The sequence below is a fragment of the Mediterraneibacter sp. 210702-DFI.3.120 genome, assembly GCF_020561005.1.
GTDB lineage: Bacteria > Bacillota > Clostridia > Lachnospirales > Lachnospiraceae > Mediterraneibacter > Mediterraneibacter faecis.
On sequence record NZ_JAJCNG010000016.1, the window covers coordinates 46,364 to 66,188 of the forward strand.

General features: G+C 41.7%; 17 protein-coding genes. All 17 read left to right on the forward strand.

Going from position 1 to position 19,825, the window contains the following annotated elements:
• The first annotated feature begins 107 nt into the window (after nucleotides 1–107).
• Nucleotides 108–2,960 carry a hypothetical protein gene (locus LI162_RS09815; RefSeq protein ID WP_227156419.1) on the forward strand — a complete coding sequence of 951 codons (2,853 nt, stop codon included), beginning with the start codon at nucleotides 108–110 and terminating at the stop codon, nucleotides 2,958–2,960.
• A 14-nt stretch (nucleotides 2,961–2,974) separates the two neighbouring features.
• Nucleotides 2,975–4,189, forward strand: coding sequence for an ABC transporter substrate-binding protein (locus LI162_RS09820; protein ID WP_227156421.1), 1,215 nt, complete (start codon nucleotides 2,975–2,977; stop codon nucleotides 4,187–4,189).
• Between the two features lie 4 nt (nucleotides 4,190–4,193).
• Nucleotides 4,194–5,234 carry a FecCD family ABC transporter permease gene (locus LI162_RS09825; protein ID WP_015529958.1) on the forward strand — a complete coding sequence of 347 codons (1,041 nt, stop codon included), beginning with the start codon at nucleotides 4,194–4,196 and terminating at the stop codon, nucleotides 5,232–5,234.
• A gap of 1 nt (nucleotide 5,235) precedes the next feature.
• Nucleotides 5,236–6,327 carry an ABC transporter ATP-binding protein gene (locus tag LI162_RS09830; protein WP_055158298.1) on the forward strand — a complete coding sequence of 364 codons (1,092 nt, stop codon included), beginning with the start codon at nucleotides 5,236–5,238 and terminating at the stop codon, nucleotides 6,325–6,327.
• Nucleotides 6,328–6,495: 168 nt separating this feature from the next.
• Complete coding sequence (locus LI162_RS09835) at nucleotides 6,496–7,872, forward strand: sodium-dependent transporter (protein ID WP_020436749.1); 1,377 nt, start codon at nucleotides 6,496–6,498, stop codon at nucleotides 7,870–7,872.
• A 189-nt stretch (nucleotides 7,873–8,061) separates the two neighbouring features.
• Nucleotides 8,062–9,744: a phospho-sugar mutase gene (locus LI162_RS09840; protein ID WP_227156447.1), complete on the forward strand. Its 1,683-nt coding sequence runs from the start codon at nucleotides 8,062–8,064 to the stop codon at nucleotides 9,742–9,744.
• A gap of 150 nt (nucleotides 9,745–9,894) precedes the next feature.
• Nucleotides 9,895–10,497: a bifunctional phosphoserine phosphatase/homoserine phosphotransferase ThrH gene (thrH, locus tag LI162_RS09845; protein WP_015529962.1), complete on the forward strand. Its 603-nt coding sequence runs from the start codon at nucleotides 9,895–9,897 to the stop codon at nucleotides 10,495–10,497.
• A gap of 313 nt (nucleotides 10,498–10,810) precedes the next feature.
• Nucleotides 10,811–11,581, forward strand: coding sequence for an inositol monophosphatase family protein (locus LI162_RS09850; RefSeq protein ID WP_020436750.1), 771 nt, complete (start codon nucleotides 10,811–10,813; stop codon nucleotides 11,579–11,581).
• Nucleotides 11,582–11,643: 62 nt separating this feature from the next.
• Nucleotides 11,644–12,402 (forward strand): MurR/RpiR family transcriptional regulator, encoded by a 759-nt coding sequence (locus LI162_RS09855; protein ID WP_227156423.1) that lies wholly within the window; start codon nucleotides 11,644–11,646, stop codon nucleotides 12,400–12,402.
• A 265-nt stretch (nucleotides 12,403–12,667) separates the two neighbouring features.
• Nucleotides 12,668–12,976, forward strand: coding sequence for a PTS sugar transporter subunit IIB (locus LI162_RS09860; RefSeq protein WP_015529965.1), 309 nt, complete (start codon nucleotides 12,668–12,670; stop codon nucleotides 12,974–12,976).
• 43 nt (nucleotides 12,977–13,019) lie between these two features.
• On the forward strand, nucleotides 13,020–14,333 hold the full coding sequence (locus LI162_RS09865) for a PTS sugar transporter subunit IIC (RefSeq protein WP_015529966.1): 1,314 nt from the start codon (nucleotides 13,020–13,022) through the stop codon (nucleotides 14,331–14,333).
• Nucleotides 14,334–14,375: 42 nt separating this feature from the next.
• A complete protein-coding gene (locus LI162_RS09870) occupies nucleotides 14,376–14,693 on the forward strand; it encodes a PTS lactose/cellobiose transporter subunit IIA (protein WP_020436744.1) in 318 nt (105 codons plus the stop codon).
• A 98-nt stretch (nucleotides 14,694–14,791) separates the two neighbouring features.
• Entirely contained in the window at nucleotides 14,792–16,222 is a 1,431-nt protein-coding gene (locus LI162_RS09875; RefSeq protein ID WP_117916618.1) for a 6-phospho-beta-glucosidase, read from the forward strand.
• Between the two features lie 302 nt (nucleotides 16,223–16,524).
• Nucleotides 16,525–17,964, forward strand: coding sequence for a 6-phospho-beta-glucosidase (locus LI162_RS09880; protein ID WP_227156425.1), 1,440 nt, complete (start codon nucleotides 16,525–16,527; stop codon nucleotides 17,962–17,964).
• A gap of 2 nt (nucleotides 17,965–17,966) precedes the next feature.
• On the forward strand, nucleotides 17,967–18,467 hold the full coding sequence (locus LI162_RS09885) for a PTS sugar transporter subunit IIA (protein WP_020436435.1): 501 nt from the start codon (nucleotides 17,967–17,969) through the stop codon (nucleotides 18,465–18,467).
• Between the two features lie 432 nt (nucleotides 18,468–18,899).
• On the forward strand, nucleotides 18,900–19,190 hold the full coding sequence (locus tag LI162_RS09890) for a DNA repair protein (RefSeq protein WP_198425511.1): 291 nt from the start codon (nucleotides 18,900–18,902) through the stop codon (nucleotides 19,188–19,190).
• 4 nt (nucleotides 19,191–19,194) lie between these two features.
• Entirely contained in the window at nucleotides 19,195–19,785 is a 591-nt protein-coding gene (lepB, locus tag LI162_RS09895; RefSeq protein ID WP_227156427.1) for a signal peptidase I, read from the forward strand.
• The last annotated feature ends 40 nt before the right edge of the window (nucleotides 19,786–19,825 follow it).

Consider the following 19,825-nt stretch of genomic DNA (forward strand, 5'->3'; position numbering starts at 1 on the left):
GAATCATTTATTACTGTTCACACTATGTGCGACCAGCAAAACATCTCGTTAGGATAATTCTATCCATTTTCCGTGTTATATTTACAACCTAAGAGGAGACAGAAAAAATGAGAAATAAGAGCAGATGGCTTGCACTTATGCTGACAGGTTCTATGATGATTTCACCATTGTCTTATACAAGAACATATGCGGCAGAAAATGAGCAGCAGTATGAGACAAATTTACAGGAAACTGTTGAGGTGGAAGAAGCTGATACAGATAAGAAACAAGATGAGAGTCAGATAGAAGACGCAGGAAATGTTAAAGAAGATCAGACAGAGGAATCTGATAAAGTTGATAATTCTTCGGATAAATCAGATGATCAGAATTCAATCGAAGCAGAAACAAAACCAAATTTAGAGAATAACTCAGAAAATAATTCAGAAAACAACTTAGAAAATAACTCAGAAGAGAAAGATACAGAAACCACTGGGAAAAATCCAGGCACAACTGTCTCAGATCAGGTTGCGGACGAAAAAACTGATAACAAGGATACACAGATAAAAGATGAGACAGGCAAGTCAGAACCTTCTACGGATTCTAACGATTCTACGAATACTCCGGAACCGGAACTTCCGCCACTGCAGGAGGCTCCTTCTGTAACAGGAGAATCTGTGAAAGTAGTAAAAGAAGACGCTGAAGAGTTCAAGATGTTCAAGGTCAGTGAATCAACAGTTGTTGAAAAGGATGGCGAACTTGATATTACGATCAAGACAAACAACACAGGATTTGATGCGCTATATCTTGGTTCAAAAGATGACTTGTTGAAAGCATCTATTATAGAAGGAACAAAGGATGAAGAAGGTGCATGGACATTTCATTTCAATGTTCCGAAAGAAAAAGCAGGCCAGACAATTCCAGTATCTTTGAGAAAGTCAAAAGATCAGACCTGGTATGACAAACAGTACTTATGGATGTACATTCCGAATCCGGGAGAAACTTCAACACCGGATCCGGCACCAACTCCAACACCGACACCGGAAGCAACAGTAGCAAACGGAATCTACAGTATGGATGTAACTTCCAGTTCTTCCATGTTTAAAGTAGTGGATTGTATCCTGACAGCAAAAGACGGAAAAATGAGTGCCGTGCTTACATTAAGCGGAACCGGTTACGGCTATCTGTATATGGGAACAAAGGAAGAGGCTGCAAGCGCAGATCAGTCATCCTGGATTCCATATCAGGTGAATGAAGAAGGAAAATATACTTATACTGTTCCGGTAGAAGCGTTGGATAAGGAAATCGCAGTAGCAGCCTATTCCATTAAAAAAGGAATCTGGTATGACAGAATGCTGACTTTCCAGTCAGAGACAATGAAGAAGATTGCCGATCTTAATTCTACAGATTCTGAGAATAAAGGTGATTCCGGAAACAACGGAAACACAGGAAATTCCGGAACTACTGGTGGTTCCAACAATACAGGTAATACAGGAACAAACAATTCTGCTTTCCCAGGCGGTTCTGTACCTGGAACTAATTCAGGAAAAATAGATGGAAATGACGGAAAAGCAGATAATGTATCAAAATACGAATCCGATACAAGTGGCTCTACTTCTCATGTAGACAGTGCCACAGCACTGAAAGACGGTGTATATACTCCGGATCGTTTTACCTGGTCCGGTGGAACAGGTAAGGTTCAGATTACTTGTAATAAAGTGACGATCCAGAATGGACAGGCTTATGCAACACTCGTGTTCAGCAGTGATCATTATCAGTATGTGAAAGCGAACGGAAATAAGTATTACACAACAAAGGGCGGCGGATCAGCGACAGTTGTTATCCCGGTTGCATTGAATCAGAATAATAAGATTATTGGAATGACAGATAAAATGTCTGTTGCACATGAGATAGAATATACGATTTTCATTTATCTTGCAGCGGCGAATGGAGGAACATCTGCAAACGGAACAGATATTTCAACAAGCAGTAACCAGAAGCTGGATGAAAAAGCACCTGAAATCATAGGTTTGGAATATCAGTCAGAGACAAAGCTTGACTATGCAGAATATTTCAAGATTTATCATTATGATCAGGGGATTGTACTTCTTGAAATCGATATGACGAAGGACACAGCAAGAGACCCGGAAAAAGCAGAGGAAACAAAGTCTGAAAATGAGAAGTCCGCAGAAGATAAAGAGAAGTCTTCCAAGAAGAAAGTAGCTTCTGTTACGATCAATAGATCAGAAGATTCTAAGAACTCAGATGCAGAAAGCAAAGTAGATGCTTCTGTCGAGGAATCCGCAGCTTCGGATAACAACGGCACAAGCGAACAGGAACTGGCAGCAGAGCTTTACAAGGGAAATGTTGTGAAATATCTGATCGTTCCGGAGGATGTGGAAGTTCCGGTTGGTCTTGAGCAGGATATGATCATTGTGAAAAAACCGACAGATCATACTTATGCAGAGTCTGATGAGATTCTGAATATGATGAAAGATCTAGATCTTCTTGATAATATTGCGGCAGTTGGAATGAAGAGCAAAGACTGTACAGTATCCGAGATTGCTGATAAGATGAAAGCAAAAGACGGAGAGAAGAATGCTGAAGTTGCATATGCAGGAACAGCGGATAAACTGAAGTTAAAGAACTTTGTGAAGAGTGAAGTGAATCTTGCTTTGTTCTCCGGCGATATTCTTCCAAGAGAAGATTCTGAGGAAAATGCAGCGAAAGATACTGACAAAAAAGCAGATAAAGACAGTAAAGATACGAAAGAGACTCTGACAGTAGAAGAGCAGACAGAACAGTTTGAAAATCTGACAGAGAAGCTTGCGACACTTGGAATTCCGGTACTCGTTGATCGTTCTTCTGAGGAAAAGACAGAACTTGGAAAGCAGGAGTGGATCAAGGTTTACGGTGTTCTCTACGGATGTGAAGAGCTGACGAACGAGAAGTTTGATGCGGCAGTAGCAGCGGCAGAGAAATAGGAGAGAAAAATAGAATGAAGATAAGAAGATGCAGAATCACAGCGTTCATGCTTTCAGTTGCACTTCTGCTCGGAGGCTGCGGTTCTACCGCAGCCTCCGGTGGAAACAGCGGTAATAATTCAGCAGGTACAGATGTGACAAAGGATAAGACCAAAGATGCAGCTGACAAGACAAAAAAAGCACCGGAGATCGAAGGGCTTACCTATGAATCTACAATGGATCTGACTTACGCGACAGAATTCGATGTATACTATTATAAGGACGGATATAAGTTAATCGATGTCCATGAAGATAAGCAATATCTGATTGTTCCGAAAGGAAAAGAAGAACCGGAAAATCTGGCGGATGATATTGTTGTGATCCAGCAGCCGACAGAGAACATTTATATGGCGGCGACAGCATCCATGTCTCTGTTTGATGCAATCGGCGGAATTGACAAGGTGAAATTCTCCGGACTTGAGGCCTCTGGCTGGTATGTAGAGAGTGCAAAGGAAGCAATGGAATCCGGAGCGATGACATTTGCGGGAAAATACAGCGAACCGGATTATGAAACTCTCGTTGACGGAGACTGTGATCTGGCAATCGAATCAACGATGATCCTTCATACACCGAAGGTACAGGAAATGATCGAAGATCTTGGGATTCCGGTATTTGTAGACTACTCCAGTTATGAGTCACATCCGCTTGGAAGAACCGAGTGGATCAAGCTTTATGGGGCGCTTTTGAATAAAGAGGAAGAAGCGGATACATTTTTTGACCAGCAGGCTCATGTAATCGAGGAACTGAAAGGCTTTGAGAACACGGAAAAGACGGTTGCTTATTTCTATGTGAGTACAGATGGTTCAATCGTTGTGAGAAAATCTGACGATTATATTCCGTCAATGATCGAAATCGCAGGTGGAAGATATGCGTTCAAAGATCTGAAGAATCCGGACAGCAACGCACCATCTGTTAAACTGACGATGGAGGAATTCTATGCGACTGCTGTAGATGCAGATTATCTGATCTACAACGGGACGATCGACGGACAGATAAATAGTATCAGTGAGTTGGAAGCAAAGAATGAATTGTTCTCTGAATTCAAGGCGGTGAAAGACGGAAATGTCTGGTATACCGGAAAGAACTTATATCAGGCAACAGATACAGTCGGAGAGCTGATCAAAGATATGCATCTGATGCTGACAGACGGTGATGCATCTCAGATGACATTTCTTGAAAAGATGGAGTAGAAGAATGGAGCAGACAAGTTTTCATCAGGAAAATTTCAGACGGCGTACAAGATACACAGCGGTATTTCTGATTCTTGCAGCAGTATTTTGTGTTGTGACAGTGCTAAATATCAATACCGGAAATGTTCATATTCCGGTACCTAAGATTCTGCGCATTCTCTTTCTGAAAGAAGGAGCGGCGACAGAGTACAATATTATATGGAAGATCCGTCTTCCGAGAATTCTGATGGCAGCGCTCCTTGGTGGTGCATTGTCTCTTTCAGGTTTTTTGCTGCAGACATTTTTTTCCAATCCTATTGCCGGACCTTTCGTTCTCGGAATTTCTTCCGGAGCGAAAATGGTCGTGGCACTTACAATGATCGTGTATTTGAAATATATCGGAAGATTTTCTTCGTATACACTGATTCTTGCAGCATTTATCGGGTCGCTGATCTCGACGGGATTTATCCTTCTGATGTCGAAAAAAGTGCAGCATATGGCGTCTCTTCTTGTCGGGGGGATCATGATCGGATATATCTGTTCGGCTATCACGGATTTTGTTGTGACATTTGCGGATGATTCTGATATTGTGAATCTGCACGGGTGGTCACAGGGAAGTTTTTCCGGAATGAGCTGGAGCAATATTCGTGTGGCAGCAGTGGTTGTCGGACTTGCGGTGCTGTTTACATTTTTCCTGTCCAAACCAATCAGTGCATATCAATTGGGAGAAGCATATGCGCAGAGTATGGGAGTCAACATCAAGACATTTCGCGTGATTTTGATCTTGCTTTCCAGTATTCTGTCAGCGTGTGTGACAGCATTTGCGGGACCGATTTCCTTCGTGGGAATCGCAGTTCCGTTTCTTGCAAGGAAGGCATTTGGAACATCAAAACCGATCGTGGTTATACCGGGAACGTTCTTTATGGGAGCTGTGTTCTGTATGATTTGTGACTTGATCGCACGAATGGCACTGGCACCGGTGGAATTGAATATCAGTACGGTGACTTCTATTCTGGGTGCACCGATCGTTATCTATATGATGATACCGAAGGGAGGAAGAAAATAAGATGGCAGATTATTATTTTCAAATGAAAGACCTGTCGGTAGGTTATAATGGAAACTCCCTGATCCGTGATATTAATATCGGGATCAACAAGGGGGAGATCGTGACTTTGATCGGGCCGAATGGTTCAGGAAAGTCAACGATTTTGAAAAGTATTACAAGACAGCTGAAAGTCGTTGGAGGGAATGTATTTTTTGACGATACTTCTCTTCTGAAACTGCCGTACAAAGAGCTTGCGTCTAAGATGGCGGTCGTGTTGACGGATCGGATCAAGACAGAGTTGATGACTTGTCATGATATTGTGGCGACTGGACGTTATCCTTACACAGGACGACTTGGGATTCTGACGCAGGAAGATGAATGTCTGGTGGAAGAGGCGATGCAGGCGGTGCATGCGCAGGAGCTCGGCAACCGTGATTTTAATGCGATTAGTGATGGACAGAAGCAGCGCGTTCTGCTGGCGAGAGCAATCTGTCAGGACCCGGATGTGATCGTTTTAGATGAGCCGACTTCGTTTCTGGATGTAAAATATAAGTTGGAGCTGTTGTCTATCCTTGAGCGGATGGCAAGGCAGAAGAAGATTACGGTGATTATGTCTCTTCATGAAATCGATCTGGCACAGAAGATTTCAGATAAGATCATCTGTGTCAAAGGCGAGACGATTTCACATTACGGAAGTCCGGAAGAAGTATTTACAGAAGAAATCATTCGCGAATTGTATGGAATCAATAATGGATATTTTGACCCGCTTTTTGGAAGCATTGAACTTCCTGCGCCGGAGGGTGAGCCGGAAGTGTTCGTGATCTCTTCCGGCGGAACTGGAATCCCGGTTTATCGAAGACTTCAGAAGGAGCACATCCCGTTTGCGGCAGGTGTTTTATATGAAAATGATATGGATTACCGGCTGGCAAGATTACTTGCGGCAGAAGTGATCACGGAAGAACCGTTTGAGGAGATTCGGGAAGAAACGCTTCAGAAAGCATTTGAGACAATAGGGAAATGTAAGCGTGTGATCAATGCCGGAGTGAAGATCGGAACATGGAATATAGGGATTGAGAGATTGCTTGAAAGAGCAGAAATAGAAGGGAAATTATAAAAACGTATAAAAATGAGCCGAGATAGCATTTTAAATGTGTTTTAAAAAGCGCTGTCAACGCTCTTTTTTGTTGCTATTCATGATTGTGAATGGTAGAATAGAACAGTATAGGCTATAAAAAAGATGGGAAAATAGCAGTACAGACTGTTATGTGATGGGAGGCAATTTATGAGTAACAATGGACAATCAGCAAAGAGAGCAAGCTTCTCGGGTAAAATCGGATATGTGCTTGCTGTTGCAGGCTCAGCAGTCGGCCTGGGAAATATCTGGAGATTCCCGTATCTGGCTGCGAAATATGGAGGGGGAATCTTCCTTCTCGTTTATCTGATTCTGACCGTATCTTTTGGATATGTTCTGATCATGTCAGAGACAGCACTTGGAAGAATGACAAGAAAAAGTCCGGTTGGAGCTTTTCAGACATTTGGTAAGACAAAATCATTTAAGATCGGCGGATGGCTCAATGCAATAATCCCTATGCTGATCGTGCCGTATTATAGTTCGATCGGTGGCTGGGTTATCAAGTACCTTGCAGAGTATTTGAAAGGAAATGTGCAGACTGTTGCACAGGACGGATATTTTACAGAATTTATTTCAGATTCTTTTCAGGTAGAAGCATGGTTCATCGTGTTTTCTATTCTTGTATTCTGCGTTATCCTGGCAGGAGTTGAGAATGGTGTAGAGCGAGTATCTAAGATTATGATGCCAATCCTTGTTATCCTTGCGGTTATCGTAGCAATTTATTCTGTAACAAGACCGGGAGCAATTGAAGGTGTGAAGTATTTCCTGATTCCGAATCCAAAGCACTTCTCAGCAATGACGGTTGTTGCGGCAATGGGACAGATGTTCTACTCCCTGTCAATCGCGATGGGAATTTTGTATACATATGGTTCTTATATTGGTAAAGACGTTGATCTTGAGAAGAGTACAACACAGGTTGAGATTTTCGATACAGCAATCGCAATGCTCGCAGGACTTATGATCATTCCGGCTGTATTTGCATTCTCTGGTGGAAACCCGGACAATCTGCAGGCAGGACCATCTCTGATGTTCATCACACTTCCGAAGGTATTCGCAAGTATGGGCGTTGGAAGGCTGGCTGGTATCCTGTTCTTCATATTGGTACTTCTTGCAGCAGTGACAAGTGCAATCTCACTTCTGGAGACAAGCGTATCTACATTCCAGGATGAACTTCACTGGAGCAGACCGAAATGCTGTATCCTTATGGTTGCTGTTATGCTTATAATCGGAACCTTATCTTCTATGGGATATGGAGTATTGAGCTTTATTCAGATTTTCGGAATGGCATGTCTGGACTTCTTTGACTTCCTGACAAATTCAGTGATGATGCCACTTGCAGCACTTGCAACATGCTTCTTGATCGTTCGTACCGTTGGATTTGACAAGATTGCAAGGGAGATTGAGCAGTCATCTGCATTTAAGAGAAAGAAATTATACATGTTCTTTATGAAATATCTGGCACCGATCTGCCTGATTATTATATTATTAAGTTCTATTGCAAATGTATTGGGAATTATTTCTATGTAATGGAAAATGCTTGTTAAAATAGACAAGTAATCTTGCTGTAAATCTACCTGCATGGTATAATATGACTAGACTTGTAAAGTTTAGAAACAGTTCAGCCATACAACGAAGTGGTCATAAACTGACAGTCTTACGTTGTATGGCTGAATTGCAATAATTTTACATTTTAAGTAAATGATAGGAGTGATTAAGATGTATCAGGAAGAGTATAAGCGCTGGATGGCAGCAGACCTGGAAGACGCAGATCTGATGCCGGAGTTAACTAAAATCGAGGGAAATGATGACGAGATCAAGGAGCGTTTCGCAGTTGCTCTGAAGTTTGGAACAGCCGGACTTCGTGGTGTACTTGGAGCAGGAACGAATAGAATGAATATCTATGTTGTTCGTCAGGCTACACAGGGACTCGCTAACTGGGTAAAGACACAGGGCGGTACACAGACAGTAGCAATCAGTTACGACAGCCGTCTCAAGAGTGATGTGTTTGCGAAGACAGCAGCAGGAGTTCTTGCAGCGAACGGAATTAAAGTAAGAATCTACGATGCTCTGATGCCGGTGCCGGCACTTTCCTTTGCAACACGCTATTATAACTGTAACGCAGGTGTTATGGTAACAGCATCCCACAACCCGGCGAAGTATAACGGATATAAGGCATACGGACCGGATGGATGCCAGATGACAGATGATGCAGCAGCAATCGTATACGAAGAGATCCAGAAGACAGATGTACTTACAGGTGCGAAGTATATGTCTTTCGCTCAGGGAGTTGAAGAAGGTCTGATCCGTTTCGTAGGAGATGACTGTAAGGATGCACTGTATGAGGCAATCGAGTCCCGTCAGGTTCGTCCGGGTCTGTGTAAGAGTGCAGGACTGAAGCTTGTATACAGCCCACTGAATGGATCTGGATTAGTACCGGTAACACGTGTACTTAAAGACATCGGAATCACAGATGTAACAATCGTACCGGAGCAGGAGTATCCGAATGGATATTTCACAACATGCAGCTACCCGAACCCAGAGATCTTTGCAGCACTTGAGCTGGGACTGAATCTTGCGAAAGAGACAGGCGCAGACCTCATGCTTGCAACAGACCCAGATGCAGACCGTGTAGGAATCGCTATGAAGTGCCCGGACGGATCTTACGAGCTCGTTTCAGGAAATGAAGTCGGAGTTCTTCTTCTTGACTACATTGCAGCAGGACGTATCGAGAAAGGCACAATGCCTGAGAAACCGGTAGCAGTGAAATCTCTCGTATCTACACCACTTGCAGATGCAGTTGCAGAGCATTACGGAGTAGAGCTTCGTAACGTACTGACAGGATTCAAATGGATCGGAGATCAGATTGCGAACCTCGAGGCAGCAGGAGAAGTTGACCGTTTTATCTTCGGATTTGAAGAGAGCTACGGATACCTTGCAGGACCTTATGTACGTGATAAAGATGCAATCATCGGATCTATGCTGATCTGTGAGATGGCCGCTTACTACAGAAGTATCGGAAGCTCACTGAAACAGAGACTGGAAGAAATCTACGCACAGTATGGACGTTATCTCAACAAGATTGATAGCTTTGAATTCCCGGGACTGAGCGGAATGGATAAGATGTCAGGAATTATGGAAAATCTTCGTAAGAATTCTCTGGAAGAGATCGCAGGATATAAAGTAGCCAGCGTGATCGATTACGAGAAGACAGAAGAAACAGGACTTCCGAAGGCTAACGTACTTGTTTACAAGCTGGAGAACAACGAGACAGTAATCGTTCGTCCATCCGGAACAGAGCCGAAGATCAAGATCTACTACACAACACTTGGTAAAGATCTTGCAGAGGCAGAAGCTGAGAAAGAGAAGCTTGCAGGAGCACTGAAACCTATTATGGAGTAATAGAAGATGGGAAAGGGGATCAGATATCTGGTCTCCTTTTTCACTGTCGTAAAAAATAAGTAGTAAATATGTAGCATATATGTTAAAATCAATACATTACAGTAAAGTAATAAAGTGATTAGAGAATGAAACAGATGGAGGAATATTACGATGTATATAACATGTCTTGATGTAGAGGGAGTACTTGTACCGGAGATCTGGATTGCATTCGCAGAGGCGAGTGGAATTCCGGAACTCAAGAAGACAACAAGAGACGAACCTGACTATGATAAACTGATGAATTGGAGACTTGGAATTCTGAAAGAGCATGGTCTCGGACTGAAAGAGATCCAGGAGACAATCGCAAAGATCGATCCGCTTCCGGGAGCGAGAGAGTTCTTAGATGAGCTCCGCACATTCAGCCAGGTAATCCTGATCAGTGATACATTTACACAGTTTGCCACACCGCTGATGGAGAAACTCGGATGGCCGACACTGTTCTGCAACAGTCTGGAAGTAGCTGAGGACGGCGAGATCACAGGATTCAAGATGCGCGTAGAGCAGTCTAAACTGAGTACTGTGAAAGCACTGCAGTCTATCGGATTCGACACGATCGCAAGCGGAGATTCCTACAATGACCTTGGCATGATCCAGGCAAGTAAGGCAGGATTCTTGTTCCGCAGCACAGAGCAGATCAAAGCAGATCATCCGGAACTTCCGGCATATGAGACTTATGATGAGCTTCTGACAGCAATTAAAGACGCGATGAAATAGAGGATGAAAATACGAAAAAGCATCTGCACAGCCTGAATTGGCCGGTTGCAGATGTTTTTTTATATGTTAGGAAAGTTCTTTCCTAACATATAAAAAACGCTCCGCTTAGGATGCGCACTGCGGCGTACAAGGTAGGCGTCGCAAGCGACCGCCGCAGGCGCAAGAATGTGCCGAGCACATTCTTTGTTCTATATAGATTAATGTAGAAAATCATGATAAGATAGAAAGACAAAGAAGTATTAGCAGAATCAGCAGTATAGAAAAATGGAATCTGTAAGATTGGATGAATAAACAGGAAAGGACTACAACCAACATGTTATACGATGAAATCATGAAGATAGTGACACTGGCAGGGGAACTGATGCTTCAGGCACAGGACGAGGAACTGACAGTTTTTGATAAAGAAGGAACTGCAAATTTTGTGACAAAGCATGACAAGGAGATTCAGTTTTATCTGATCCAGAATCTGCGTCAGCTTATACCGGAAGCGACATTTCTTGCAGAGGAAGACGGGATGCAGCAGGAACTTGGAGATGGCTATTGTTTCATTATAGATCCGATTGACGGAACGACGAACTTTATCTTTGATTACAAGCACAGTTGTATCTCAGTCGGTCTGACAAAGTTTGGAAGAATGCTGTTTGGCTGTGTTTACAACCCTTACACAAGAGAAATGTATTCCGCTGTGAAAGGCGAAGGGGCGAAGCTGAACGGAAAAGAGATTCACTGTTCGGATAAAGGACTTGCAGATAATCTGGTTGCATTCGGAACTGCACGGTATCAGACAGAAGATACAGACAGAATCTTTGACCATGCGAAGAAGCTGTATCTGAACAGCCTTGGAATTCGTGCCGGTGGTTCTGCAGCACTTGATATCTGCCGTGTGGCATCCGGCGCAAATGGAGTCTATCTTGAACTAATGCTGTATCCGTGGGATTATGCGGCAGCATCACTGATCGTGATGGAAGCAGGAGGATTTATCTCAACAGCAGAGGGCGGAATGATCACGTTGGATCAGCCGTGTTCCATCCTGGCAGCAGGACGGCAGTGCTGGAAGGAAGCAAGTCAGCTGTTGAGTGAATAATCAGAAGAATGGAATAGAGAGAAAAAATAGAAAGGAACTGAATTCATATGTTTACGCATGAGATGATAAAGTCTTTTAATCAGTTAGAGATGGATGTATATAATTACATCATCAGCAATGAAGAGAAAGTAGTATATATGAAAGTACGTGAACTGGCAGAGGAGGTTCATGTTTCGACAACAACGATCCTTCGCTTTTGTAAAAAGGTAGGATGCGAGGGATATTCTGAATTCCGTTTGAAATTAAAACAGGAAGTCAACAGCAAAGAACAGAAGAAAATCAATATGGATCTTACTGCGGTTAAAGATTTCTTTGAGAGGGTGCAGACACAGGCATTTGCTGAGAATATCCAGGAAGCTGTGAAGTTGCTTACAAAGGCATCGTCAATTATATTTGTAGGTGTGGGGAATTCTTCTATTATAGGAAAGTATGGGGCAAGATATTTTAATAATGTAGGTTGGTTTTCTTTTGCAATTGATGATCCATTTACTCCGGTATTTCGCGGAAAAGGTGAGAGGACAGCTACGGTTGCATTGTCTGTATCAGGAGAGACAGAGCAGACACTGATGTTGGCAGAAAAGTTGAAAAGAAGAGGGAGCAGCCTGATATCTATTACAAATAAGGCAAACTGTTCTTTGGCGAAGATGAGTGACTGCAATATAAATTATTATGTTTCAGAGTATAAAAAAGACGAAAATTATGATCTGACATCCCAAATGGCAGTCGTTTTTATTTTGGAATTAATCGGAAGAGAATTGGAGGGCGTCCATAACGATACAGATGATCTGTTTCAAAATGATATGGAAGACTTATTTCATTAAGGTTGTAGAATGTAATGGTACGAATAGTAACCAGATAAGTAACAAAAAAAACAGGATACACGAAAAAGTATCATAATATACAAAAAAGGAAAGTGAAAACAGTGCATTTTACACAATAAAGTAGAATGCCCTGTTTTTTTTATGTAACAAATTCCGTCTATATGGAACGGAAACCAGAAACAGGAAAAAGTACTGACAAAATGGAAAATGCCTGTTATACTAGCAACATCAAAACAAATGGGAAAAAATTAAGGAGGAAACAATCATGGTAATTCGATTATTTTGTGCAGCAGGAATGTCAACAAGTCTTCTGGTAAAAAAGATGGAAGAGGCAGCAAAGGAAAAAGGAAAAGATGCTGATATCGCAGCATATCCATTTACAGATATGGAACGCATGATTGAAGGCGCGGATGTAGCACTGCTCGGACCACAGGTAGGATATCAGCTTGCCAGAGCAAAAGAGATTTGTGATCCAAAAGGGGTTCCGGTAGATGTGATCCCAATGCAGGATTATGGAATGTGCAATGGAATGAATGTTTTGAAATTTGCATATAAGCTTGCGAAAAATAAATAAGAGAAAACAAAGATACACAATTTAAAGTAAAGGGTAGTAGCAAATGAAAGAGAAATTTAACGAAAAAGTAATCCCTGTGATCCTTAAGTTTATTAATACAAAGGGAATACAGTCAATAAAAAATGGTATGGTGACTTCCATGTCTCCTCTGATCATCGGATCAATCTTCCTGATCCTGTCAAACTTTCCGGTAAAGGCAGTTGTCGATGTATTAGAGTCTACAGGAATCAAAGCAGTATTAGATCAGGCATGTGGTGCAACATTCTCCATCAGTGCGATGATCGCAGTTATCGGTATCAGCTATAGCTATGCGAAACTGGAAAATCAGGAACCACTCAACTGTGCAATTATTTCATTGGCATCATTCTTGATTCTGATGCCTTCGTCCAAAACAACAGAAAGTGGAGAAGTTGTTGGTGGAATCATTGATAAGACATGGACAGCAGGACAGGGAATGATTGGAGCAATCATTGTCGGATTGATCGTACCGCTTGTTTACTGTTGGTTTTTGAAGAAAAATATACGTATTAAAATGCCGGCCGGAGTTCCGGAAGGTGTAACAAATGCATTCTCAGCATTAATCCCGGCATTCGTAATCCTGACAGGGACTGCAGTAATTCACGGTATCTGTTCTATTGGATTCAACACAACAGGTATGGAAATTATTTACAAAGTTGTTCAGACACCACTTCAGAAAATGACAGACTCCCTTGGTGGAGCAGTTCTGATGTGCTTTATGGGACCATTCCTGTGGTTCTTCGGAGTTCATGGTTCAACAGTAGTTGGTGGAATCATGACAGGACTTTTACAGGCAAACAGTCTTGCAAACCAGGCTATTATTGACAGTGGTGTAGAACTTACAATAGCAAACGGAGGCCATATTGTAACACAGCAGTTTTATGATCAGTTTATCAATATAACAGGTGCAGGTATCACAATCGGACTTGTAATGTATATGTTCTTCTTTGCAAAATCAAAACAGTTGAAAGCACTTGGTAAAGTGGGAATTATTCCGGCAATATTTGGAATCAATGAGCCAGTTCTGTTTGGTACTCCGATCGTTATGAACCCAATGCTTGCAATTCCGTTTATTGGAATGCCTGTGATTGCATGTTTAATCCAGTATTTTGCACTGTATACAGGAATCTGCCCATTATATGGAGCAACACAGATCCCATGGACTTGTCCACCGATCATCTCAGGATTCCTTTTAGCAGGATGGAAAAGTGCTTTGCTTCAGTTAGTAATCCTTTGTGTTTCATTCTTTGTTTATCTGCCATTCATTAAGAAGGTTGACAAGATGAATCTGGTTCAGGAGAAGAATCAGCCGGTAGAAGATGAGGATGAAGACTGGTAAAATCAGAATTTAAAAATAATAAAAGCAGGACAGGAGACAGAAATGGACGAAAAATTTGAATTGGCATGTTTTCAGATTATTACATATGTAGGTACAGCAAGAACACATTTTATCAATGCAATCCATTGTGCGAAAGAGGGAAAATACGATGAGGCAGCAGAGCTGATCAAACAAGGAGATGAAGCCTTTTCACTTGGGCATAACGCTCATGCAGACCTTCTGACAATGGATGCAAATGGAGAGATTTCTAATGGATACATGCTTCTGATGCATGCAGAAGATCAGCTTATGAGTGCAGAGAGTTTCCGTATTCTCGCAGATGAATTCATTGCACTGTATAAGAGAATTGATGAGAAATAATCATCAAGATGTAATTGAATATAGAAACAGAAAAGTTGGGGGCAAAAGCCCCCAACACTATTATACAAAGCAATTAAGACAACAGGAAGGAAATAACAATGGGATTTCGAAAAGATTTTCTCTGGGGTGGCGCAGTTGCTGCTCATCAGCTGGAAGGTGCCTATGATCGAGATGGAAAAGGCTTGAGCATTATGGACGTTGTAACCAGCGGAGATGTAAATACAAGAAGAAGAATAACAGGTGAAATACTAAAAGGCGAGAATTATCCGAATCATGAAGCAATCGATTTTTATGATTACTATAAAGAAGATATCCGCTTATTTGCGGAAATGGGATTCAAGTGTTTCCGTACAAGTATTGCATGGACACGTATCTTCCCAAATGGTGATGAAGAACAGCCGAATGAAGCCGGATTAAAATTCTATGATGACATGTTTGATGAATGTCTGAAATATGGGATCGAACCAGTGATCACACTGAGTCATTTTGAGATGCCTCTGCATCTCGTACAAGAGTACGGTGGATGGAGAAACAGAAAACTGATTGATTTCTTCGTGAAATTTGCAGTAACATGCTTTGAGCGATACAAAGACAAAGTAAAATACTGGATGACATTTAATGAGATTAACAACCAGGCAGATATCGGTGACGGATTCATGCTTTACGCTAATTCCGGGATTGTAGTTAAACCAGAAGAAAATGTAGAAGAATTGATGTATCAGGCATCTCACTACGAACTGGTTGCCAGTGCCGAAGCGATAAAAGCAGGACATAAGATCAATCCGGAATTTCAGATTGGCTGCATGATCGCAATGTGCCCGATCTATCCGGCTACCTGCCGTCCAGAAGATATACTGCAGGCTGAAAAAGCCATGCAGAAAAGATATTATTATACAGATGTGCATGTAAAAGGAGAATACCCTGTAAATATTTTGAAATACTGGGAAAGAAAAGACCTTAAGATTGACGTAACAGAAGAAGATCTTGCAGTGTTAAAACAGGGCTGTGTCGATTATATCGGTTTCAGTTATTATATGTCTTTCTGTACAAAAGCAGAACCGGACAATCCGGAATATGATTACCGTGGAGAAAAGGATCGTATAAAGAACCAGTATGTAAAGGCAAGTGAATGGGGATGGCAGATTGATCCGATTGGACTGCGCTATTCATTGAACTGGTTTACAGATCGCTACAAAGTACCATTGTTTATTGTAGAAAATGGATTTGGAGCATATGATACTTTAGAAGAGGATGGAAGCATCCACGATCCATACCGTGTAGAATATCTGCAGCACCACATTTCAGAAATGAAAAAGGCGGTAGAGGAAGATGGTGTAGATCTGATGGGTTATACACCATGGGGATGCATCGACCTTGTCAGTGCAGGAAGCGGTGAGATGGATAAGAGATATGGATTCATCTATGTGGATAAACATAACGATGGAACAGGAGACTTGTCCAGAAGAAAGAAAGATTCTTTCGAGTGGTATAAAGAAGTTATTTCAACCAACGGTGAAAATATCAATTAGTTGACAGGATGATTGTTAAAAAAGAGTGTCTATATCAAGAAACGATAAAAGGTTTTGATATAGACACTTTTTGAACTTAGGAAGAGGTAAAATAAAGGGTGTAAGTTTTTTACCTATCCCCTATATTCCCCCGGCTGGCAATTGAGGTAACAAATACACTTGGCACACAGATGAGAGATGCAATCAGTCATTATCTGCCAATTGAACCGTTTGGTGTAGAAGGAATGGTGCATCTATATATAGAAAAATATATGGGAAAATAAATCAGAAAAATCAGAGAAATTCAACAGGAGGAAGAAAAAATGAGTTTACCGGAAAATTTTTTGTGGGGCGGCGCAACAGCAGCAAATCAGTGTGAGGGTGCATATAACGTAGATGGAAGAGGACTGGCAAATGTCGATATATGTCCGGCAGGAAAAGACCGATTCAAGGTAATGCTTGGACATGGAGAGACACTAGAGCCGGATACAGAACATATCTATCCGGCAATGGAAGGAATCGACTTCTATCATCATTACAAAGAAGATATCGCACTTCTTGGTGAAATGGGATTCAAGACCTTCCGTCTGTCGATTGCCTGGTCAAGAATCTTTCCAAACGGTGATGACGCAGAACCAAACGAAGCAGGACTTCAATTCTATGAAAATGTATTTAAAGAATGCCACAAATACGGAATTGAGCCGCTTGTTACGATCACACACTTTGATTGCCCGATTCATCTGACGAAAGAGTACGGAGGCTGGAAGAACCGAAAACTGATCGAGTTCTATAAGAAACTCGTAACCGTACTTTTTACACGCTATAAAGGACTTGTAAAATACTGGCTGACATTTAATGAAATCAACATGATTCTTCACATCCCATTTATGGGGGCAGGACTTGTCTTTAAAGAAGGAGAAAATGAGACACAGGCGAAATACCTTGCGGCGCATCATGAGCTGGTAGCTTCCGCTGAGGCAACAAGGATCGCTCATGAGATCGATCCGGAAAATAAAGTCGGATGCATGCTGGCAGCAGGACAGACGTATCCGTACTCCTGTGCGCCGGAAGATGTATGGAAAGCGATGGAAAAAGATCGCGAAAACTACTTCTTCATCGATGTACAGGCAAGAGGTGAGTATCCGGCTTATGCAAAGAAATTTTTCGAAAGAGAAGGAATCCAGCTCGATATTACAGAAGAAGATGAAAAGCTCCTGAAAGAAAATACAGTTGATTTTGTTTCGTTTTCTTACTACTCTTCCAGATGCGCAAGTGCGGATGCAAGCGTTGATACAACAGATGGAAATGTATTTGCTACGGTAAAAAATCCATATCTGAAAGCAAGTGAATGGGGATGGCAGATTGATCCGTTGGGACTTCGTATTACAATGAATGCATTGTATGACAGATATCAGAAGCCGCTCTTCATCGTAGAAAATGGACTTGGCGCGGTAGACCAGCCGGATGAGAACGGCTATGTAGAAGATGATTATCGTATAGAATATTTGAAAGCACACATTTTAGCTATGATGGACGCCGTAGAGATTGACGGTGTGGAAATTATGGGTTATACTTCATGGGGATGCATTGATTTAGTTAGTGCTTCAACCGGTGAAATGAAAAAGCGTTATGGCTTTATCTATGTTGACAAAGATGATAATGGAAAAGGCACGCTGAGACGTACAAAGAAGAAATCATTTGACTGGTATAAGAACGTAATTGAAACCAATGGACAATGTTTAAAAGAAAGAGGCGAGAAGTAGGTATGTTTTCATTTTTCAAGAAAAAACAGGCTCCTGCAGAAGAGAATAAGCCATTCGTTGTAAAGGCTTATCTGTCAGGAAAAGTAGTACCAATCGAGGAAGTAAAAGACGAGGTGTTCTCATCTAAAGCATTAGGTGATGGACTTGCAATCGAGCCGGAAGAGAATGTGATCGTGGCACCATGTGATGCAACAGTATCTGTGCTGATGGAAGGTTCCAGACATGCAGTTGGACTTACACTTGCGAACGGAGTAGAGATTTTGATCCATGAAGGAATCGACACTGTGAATATGGAAGGTGACGGATTCGAGTACTTCGTAAAAGAAGGAGATAAGGTAAACGCAGGAGACAAGCTGCTTTCATTTGATCCGGAGAAGATCAAAGCACACGGATATGAGAAAACATGTATTCTCGTTGTTACAAACGGAGATGATTATCCGGATATGAAGCTGCACACAGGTATGGACGCAGTACAGGGCGAGACAGTGATCGCTGAATTTTAATGATTAATTACGGTTGATGATGAGCCGCCGGAGACAGAACTTTGAGAGAATCTTAAAAACTGTCTCCGGCGGCTTTTTCTTGGCTTGAAAGCGAAACGTTTCGCACTAATCAAGTGACAAAAAGTGCAAGCAAACAGAGCTATTCGGTATATTGTTGAAAAATGACAAAAAATAGAAAATAAGGAAAAGAAAAAAGTGAAATAACACAAAGGATATAAGCTGCTTTTGAAATAAAAAAAGAAAAGGTATATTTTGTGAAAAAAAAGAACAAATTATGTAAAAAGAATGTATAAAAAATGAACAAAATTAATTGACAAGATCAGGTGTGCATACTATAATTTATTTAGTATAAAATGACATATGTCTTGGTTTTGAACGAACCGTTTTACTATAAGAATCGTAAATCAGGACAAAGGAGTCGAGGATGTAAATATGAAGAACGATTTGAAGCATCTAAGAAGAAGCGAATTGATCGATCTAATCTATGAGATGAAGAAGCGGGAGATAGAGCTTCAGACCAGGCTGGATGAGGCAGAGGCAAAGCTTCAGGACAGAGAGATCACGATGGAGAAGGCAGGAACGATCGCAGATGCGGCAGTGGAGCTAAGTGGCGTATTCCAGGCGGCACAGGAAGCTGCGGATACCTATCTTAAATCAATAAAAGCAAAGGAAAAAGAATTGGCACATCTGATAAAGCAGGCCAAGAAGAACATGCGAGATTAGAGTAGTGAAGAAGAAGGAAAAACTTTCAGTTGATATCCCTACAATAGAAGAAATTGAGAACGAACAGAAGAGGCTGAGACACCGGGCGGTATATCAAAGAACACTCCGCGGTACGATCGCAGTGCTGCTTGTAGTTGCGGCAATTTCTGTTCTTGTGGCAACCCTGTGGATGCCGGTTCTGCAGATCTACGGTTCTTCCATGTCACCGACATTGGAAGCCGGGCAGATTGTAGTATCGGTGAAGACCAATCAGTTAAAAACCGGAGAGGTAGTTGCATTCTGGCAAGGAAATAAACTTCTTGTGAAGCGTGTGATCGCAGGTCCGGGACAGTGGGTTGATATTGATATGGACGGAAATGTGACGGTTGACGGAAAAGAACTGACAGAAGACTATTTAGATGTGAAAGCACTGGGAAATTGTGATGTAGATCTTCCACATCAGGTAGAGGAATCACGTTGGTTTCTTATGGGAGATAACCGAGACGTATCCGTAGATTCAAGAAGTGCTGCGATAGGTGATGTTTCGAAAGACCAGATTGAAGGAAAGATTGTATTTCGAATCTGGCCATTGAAAGAATTTGGAAGTATACAATAAAAAACTTGGAAACAAAAATAAAAGATGGTATCGAAGGGAA